The 6,761-nt window shown below is 43.2% G+C and carries 5 protein-coding genes; all 5 read right to left on the reverse strand.

Annotated features, from left to right (window positions below; translation table 11 throughout):
* A partial coding sequence (locus M0R21_13540) for a choice-of-anchor D domain-containing protein (GenBank protein ID MCK9618845.1) occupies positions 1–3,087 on the reverse strand: 3,087 nt, incomplete at its 3' end.
* A gap of 72 nt (positions 3,088–3,159) precedes the next feature.
* Positions 3,160–4,503 carry a cadherin-like beta sandwich domain-containing protein gene (locus tag M0R21_13545; GenBank protein MCK9618846.1) on the reverse strand — a complete coding sequence of 448 codons (1,344 nt, stop codon included), beginning with the start codon at positions 4,501–4,503 and terminating at the stop codon, positions 3,160–3,162.
* Between the two features lie 38 nt (positions 4,504–4,541).
* Positions 4,542–4,784, reverse strand: coding sequence for a tail fiber protein (locus M0R21_13550; protein ID MCK9618847.1), 243 nt, complete (start codon positions 4,782–4,784; stop codon positions 4,542–4,544).
* Between the two features lie 303 nt (positions 4,785–5,087).
* A complete protein-coding gene (locus M0R21_13555) occupies positions 5,088–5,333 on the reverse strand; it encodes a phage tail protein (GenBank protein ID MCK9618848.1) in 246 nt (81 codons plus the stop codon).
* Positions 5,334–5,391: 58 nt separating this feature from the next.
* Entirely contained in the window at positions 5,392–6,150 is a 759-nt protein-coding gene (locus M0R21_13560; protein MCK9618849.1) for a DUF6261 family protein, read from the reverse strand.
* Positions 6,151–6,761 lie beyond the last annotated feature (611 nt).

Genomic DNA, 6,761 nt, shown 5'->3' on the forward strand with positions numbered 1-6,761 from the left:
AACCTGATCACCATAACTTGTGCCGGCAGTATTGGTAGCATAGGCTTTTACATAGTAGGTTTGATTTGGCATTAGTCCGGTCATGGAAGCCGTAAATGCCCCTGTAGCCGAGGCTGCACTGTTATCCACTTTGTCGTCGGATATGGTGGGTGAACTGGTAGTATTCCAGCATACACCATGTGCTGTTGGATTGGGAATGCCAAGGTTGGTGATGTTGCCATTGCCGGTAGCTGTAGTGGTACCAATGTCAGAAACAGCTTGGGTGGTTACCGTTGGTGCAATGCCATTGGTAGTAAACGAAACTTCGCCTCCATAGCTTGTTACTGCCAAATTAGTGGCAAAAGCTCTCACATAGTAAGTCTGGTTTGCAGTTAGTCCAAACATATTTACCGTGAAAACGCCGGTGGCAGAGGCACCGCCATTGTTGGCAATGAAATCGGAAGTAGTGGGTGTTCCGGTAGTATTCCAGCATACTCCGTGAGCCGTAGGATTAGGAACACCAAGGTTGGTGATGTTGCCATTGCCGGTAGCTGTAGTGGTACCAATGTCAGAAACGGCCTGGGTGGTTACGATTGGTGCAATGCCATTGGTAGTAAACGAAACTTCGCCTCCATAGCTTGTTCCAGCCAAATTAGTGGCAAAAGCTCTCACATAGTAAGTCTGGTTTGCAGTTAGTCCAAGCATATTTGCCGTGAAAACGCCGGTGGCAGAGGCACCGCCATTGTTGGCAATGAAATCGGAAGTAGTGGGTGCTCCGGTAGTATTCCAGCATACTCCGTGAGCCGTAGGATTAGGAACACCAAGGTTGGTGATGTTGCCATTGCCGGTAGCTGTAGTGGTGCCAATGTCAGAAACGGCTTGGGTGGTTACCGTTGGTACCGCTAACCCTGTCCCCTGGATGCTGAAATTGTAGGGGTTTTCATCGCTGTCGTCGTTGGCTATAGAAACTGTTGCGGTACGTATTCCTGTTCCCGAAGGATCGAACTGAATAGTAAAAGTGGTAGTACCCGAGGTTGCTGCCACAGGGCTTGTTGGCTGGGCTGTTACTGTAAAATCGCTGGCATTTGTACCTGAGATGGTAACTTTTGAGCCGGTTAGGTAAAGTGGCCCTTTCCCTGTATTCTGAATGGTAAAGGAATGTGAAACAGTTCCAGATGAAGCTAAAACTGAACCAAAATCGGTATAGTCGGTAGTAATTGGTGTCGCATCTCCATTGGTAATTGAAACCCCATTCCCCTGAATATTCATTTCTGACGCATAATAGACTACAACCGGGTCTCCATGGAACGTGTGTCCGCTGATTGTCCCAAGCCCCCAACTGGATGGAGTAATTCCAATAGGTGCAGGGTCGTAGTTATACGATGGCGAAGCAAAACATACACCGTTATCGGGGTTCATATCCGTATCAATACACCAGTACCGGTTTTCAGGTGAAGGGTATAAGTAATTATAAATCCGATACGTTCCTGAAGTGTGTACCCATATAGCAAACCCATCGGTTATTCCTTGATAGGTATAATCGCCATTCACATTGGCATAGTCGGTTACGCCTGAAACGGTCAAACCTTTGGCATAAACCCCACCTCCTTTAATTGAGAAAGTGAACGGGTTTTCATCGCCATCGTTGTTGGCGATTGAAACAATTGCGGTTCTGCTCCCTTCGCCCGTTGGGGTAAAAGTAATTTGAAAGGTTGTACTGTTACCTGAAGAAATTGGTGTAGTTGGAATGGAAGTAACGGTAAATTCAGAAGCATTGGCTCCACTAATTGTGATATAAGGTGATGAACCGGTGAGTTGCAGATTAGTTCCTCCTGCATTTTGAATGGTAAATGTGCGTGAAATACTGCTCGTTCCTACCTCGGCAGTGCCAAAGTGGGTGTAGTCTGCTGTGCTGGGTGTAGCATCGTTGTTGGAAATTGACGTAGAGTTTCCGTAAACAACAATTTCGGGGTTACCGACATAAGAAACTACATTGGGAGAACCGGTACCTACAGATGCAATCCATGAATTGGTAATAGGTGAATATTCATTTGTCCCATAATCGGTAAATAAATAGCTCGAAACATCGGTGTCCGAATCGATAATCCACTTATAGTTTAAGCCGTCGGGAGCTTTCCTGTATATATAATAAGACCCCGATGAATGTCTCCAATATTCATACTGACCATTTAAAACGCCTTGATGGGTATAAATACCATTTGCTGCTGAAGGAGTGGTAATATTATAGGCTATTAGATTGGAAGGGGTATAGCCATAACCTTCGATGGAAAAATCGTAAGTGCCTTCATCGGAGTCGTTGTTGTTTATGGTAATAATGGCAGTACGGCTTCCCGTTGCTGAAGGATCGAAACGAACAGCCAGTGTGGTAGATCCCGATGCTGCTACACTCGATGCAGGTGAAGTAGTTATTGTAAAATCTGTCGCATTGGTCCCTGTTATAGTTACATCCGTTATTAATAATGGTGTTAATCCTGTATTGTTAATTGTAAACGTTCGGGTAACTGTTCCTGAAGAATAATTAACAGATCCAAACTTAGTATAATTTGAAAATGTTGGGGTAGTGCTACCATCTGCGATGGATGATCCATTCCCCAATACATTAATTTCCGGTTGAGAACTTTTAACCGAAATAGGTAAACTACATTGAAGAGGTGGATCATTAAACTGATTATTACACCAATTTGTAATTCCTGTAGGTGAGCTTAATGTAGATTGATCTTGCGATGTATATATATAACTACTAGCAGGATCATTAATATTTGTGCAAAAGTCCCAATAGCCATCAGTGTCATGACAAATATAATAAGTATTTGGACCGTTGATATATATCCAACTATTATAGCCATATTTATCCCCGTTATAACTATATTCTCCATTTGCCGTAGCATAGGTACCGGTTATGCCTGAAACGTAAAGTTTATCTACTGCAAATGCAGAAGAAGACAACAACATTACCAGCAAAAAGCAAACAATCCCCGCCCACTTTTTAAGAAATAAACCCCGCATGTTTTTCATTCGGTTGCACTCATTGTTATGTAGTTCTTTTCCATGCTGGTTTGTGATTAATGTAAAACATGCGTGTTTCATATTGTATTAATTTTAGTTATAAAATAAGCACCTACCCCCGGTTTTCCGGGAAGCAGGTGCTGGTATTAATTTTTAAATAGTTCCTTTTGAAATAGTAAACGTATAGGTTTTCGACGTTGATCCACCAGGTGAACTTGTAACAATTGTTACTGCTGTAGTTCCCGAGGAATTCAATGGTATTGAACCCGATGTTCCACCCGATGGTATCTGCACATTGTTCACCTTTATAGTTACAGAGGCATCGCGAGCTGTTGGCGAAACCGTTACTGCTGTTGAACCTGTTAGTACGGTAACCGAATATTCGGTTTGAGTATCGATCATTGTTACAGTTACACTGCCTGGGGTGATGCCACGCCCTGAATAGTTAAACACTACATGATCGAGCAGTAAATTTGCATCGGCACTGGCTCTTGTAATGGTTATCGTGTACGTATAACTTACTCCATCGGCAGTTACCACAATTGGGATTGCATTGCTGCCAACTGCAATATCGAAAGCTTTCGACACTACTCCACTTTGAACTGTTTCTCCTTTTATGGTAATGGTAGCCGTGCTTTTTTGTGCGGTAGGTGTAAAGGTTACTTTTCCAATGGTATTGATTACCGATGCGGTATAGGCTTGCGTTCCGCTTGCAAATGTGGGAGTAAGCGGAATATTTACTCCTGCTTCGGTTTGTACTGTCAACGAACTTAAGCAACTTCCAATACGGGTTACCGTGATCACATAATTCTGGGTAACGGAACCATCGGTTACATTCACGGTAATGGTATTGCTGCCAAAAGCCAACGCTATCGGGACTGCGCTACCGCTGGTCACCTGCACGTTGTTTACTTTGATCACCGCTGCGGGCGATAGTGCCGTGGGCGTTACGTTGATTGATGCCACATCGGGATTTACCGTAGCTGAGTAGTTAAGAGTTGCTGGATTAAATACCGGAGTTAACGTACCGGCGCTAATGACCAGATTGGTCAGTTGGGCGTTGTAAGCCTGATACAGTTCGAACTCCATTATGGATGTGGTTTGAGTGTTTATGCGCAAACCTTTACTAATGTAAACCCGGTAGTAGCGGTAGGCAACCGGTGCGAAAGTACGGTCGGTGATACTGTTCGAATTATTAGTTACCACATCAAGATCGGCCCAGTTTGCATTGTCGTTACTACCTTGCAGTTTATAATCAATATTGGCATAATTTGAATTGTTCCACCCGTTGTTTGGCGAGGTAATAATCGAAGGATGTTTCACTACCCAACGGTTCACAAGGTTTTGGGCTTGCGTGTCCACTATTAGTGTTGCCGGGATTTGATCGCTCAACCAGCGGTTCGATGGAGACAGATTTCCATCAACAGCCCGTGATGCAGCATACGGCAAAATAGTATGGTTTGCCGTGGTTGGTCTATTTAATGCTATATTTCCCATTGTAATTTTTTTATAAGTCTTGTAACAAGTTATCGTTATTAGTCGCGTGTTGGGTATATCCCCTCATAAACAATGTAATAGTTCATACCTGGCTGAGGTTCTTGTCCCAGCATATTGGGGACAGCAAACGTATTTTTTCCATCGCCGCCATAAGTAGCGCCTATCAATGAAAATAAGGTTTGGTAGGGTGCAATATTTAAAATCTGCCCGTTGCAAAGTAGCATCGTCATAGGTGTGAAGCTGTAAGGCAGAAGCAAAATAGTTCCTATAAAGTAATCCATATTTTTTATGTTTTAAATTGTTATTAATCGCGCATTGGATAAATGCCAGATATACATATATAATAATTCATCCCTGCTACGGGTGAGTCGTTCGTCATATTGGGCAGGGCAAATGTGCTAGAGCCATTTCCCCCGAATTTATTGCCAATTAACGAGAACAGAGCCTGGTTTTGTAATATTTGCAGTACGGTGCCATTGCACAACAACCATCCCTGGGGTACAAACCGATATGCGAATAGTTGGATATCTCCTAAATAATATTCCATTTTAATTTCATTTTAAATTGGTTAAAAACTACTTCAATTAATTCATCAAAGGATAAATACCTGCAGTAGCAATGTAGAACTTCATAAACCCGTTGTGGCGCGATGCACCATTCAGGTTAGGTACGCAGAACGTGGTCGTGCCGTTGCCTCCAAAGGTGTTGCCAATGAGGGAGTACAGCGCCTGGTAAGTCGTGATGTTTAAAGTTTGCCCGTTGCATTCCATCCATGTGGAAGGCGTAAAAGAGAAGGCAAAGCACATGATGTTTCCGATTAATACATCCATAATTTAAAAATTTAAGTTATTATATCCCGCGCTCGTTAAAGCCGACCGGGGTTTGTTTTTAGTTACTTTTTGGCTCGGTCTCCCCGCCGCTACCGTAGTCACTTTCGTTTGCCTTGGCATTCCGGCCCTGGCGTTGTGCAAGTAAGTTCTGGTAGTTTTCGATGCGTTGGTTTAGCTCGTTTACAAATTCTGTGTATTTAGCTTCGCCGTTTACTATAATGAGTGCATTGATGCGGTCGGTAATGGTGCGGAAGGTAGCATCAATTTCGGTGCGCACTTCCTTCATACGTAATTGGGTTTTCCCTGCTTCTTCGGTATAACGTTCTTTTTTCAGGGTATCGAAGGCTGTGTTATTAGCCTGCAGTTCGTTAATCCAGTCGCTGATTCCCGTTAAGGCGGCGTCGGAAGCATAAGTAGTCCGTAGGTCGGTTATCAAAGCGGCGATGGCGGCGGTTTCTTCGTCGTAGGGTTTCAGGGTAAGGTTGCCATAATGGTCGAGCGCGACTTGCAGGCGGGCGGCGGCTTCTTTTACCGAAGGGTTAAAGTGATTGCCGGCAGCTTTTACCGCGTCCCTTAACCCTCTGAAAGTAATATCGCGCAACAGGTCGGCTTCGGTTATTTTTTCGGTTACGGCACTTTTGCGGATCAGATCCAGCGCCGTGCCTTCGTCGCCATACAACGCCAGATATACGGCATAAGCCACCTCTATTCCAAGAGCGGCAGGGGTGTAACGATCAACCAATCCCTTAAAATCAGTCTGGAACTGATAATGTTCTTCGTTGCGAAGATTGATTAAATGGATTTTCCGTATTGCCATAACCTTAATTTATAAGTAATTAAACAAATTTATGAATGATTAATTTTCTAAATCTTTAAGCTTATATACCCGTAATTTTGTTCACGAATAGGTGAAAATGAGCAGTAGCTCTCGTTTAAGCTTTCACCAAAATGTGAAAGCCTGCCACAGGTCTCGTTTGAACTTTCACCAAAGTGTGAAAACTTGCCGCCGCTCTCGCTTAAACTTTCACCAATGTGTGAAAGCTTGCCGCAGGTCTGGCATGAATTTTTAATGGTTGAGGACACGTTTTCGGTGTTTTTGCTTTTATGCAAAATCTGACAAACTTCCGGGAAAGGGTGTAAGGGCTTTTTTGATAATGAGTATGCTGTAAATGTCGGCTGATAGATACATGAGTATTTGCTTACGAGACTTACATCCATCGCATGGTTACAATCTATGGCCAGGCTGGTTTTAACCCGATCTGTAAAAAACCTTTTCATAATCAGAAGTCTTTGTTATTAATAAACAGCATTAATAAGTCGAAAAGCATTCAAGTGATTATCAGGCCAACATTCTTTCGCCGGCATTTTTACTGCCCGAAAGGAATTATTAATTGTTAATAATCCGGAAATGCAATATTATGAAAAAAA

The sequence above is a fragment of the Lentimicrobiaceae bacterium genome (assembly GCA_023227965.1).
GTDB lineage: Bacteria > Bacteroidota > Bacteroidia > Bacteroidales > JALOCA01 > JALOCA01.

What these genes read in the sequence shown, in the direction of transcription:
- M0R21_13560 (MCK9618849.1), bottom strand. Translation starts at nt 6,150, where the DNA reads ATGGCAATACGGAAAATCCATTTAATCAATCTTCGCAACGAAGAACAT.
- M0R21_13555 (MCK9618848.1), bottom strand. Translation starts at nt 5,333, where the DNA reads ATGGATGTATTAATCGGAAACATCATGTGCTTTGCCTTCTCTTTTACG.
- M0R21_13545 (MCK9618846.1), bottom strand. Translation starts at nt 4,503, where the DNA reads ATGGGAAATATAGCATTAAATAGACCAACCACGGCAAACCATACTATT.
- M0R21_13550 (MCK9618847.1), bottom strand. Translation starts at nt 4,784, where the DNA reads ATGGATTACTTTATAGGAACTATTTTGCTTCTGCCTTACAGCTTCACA.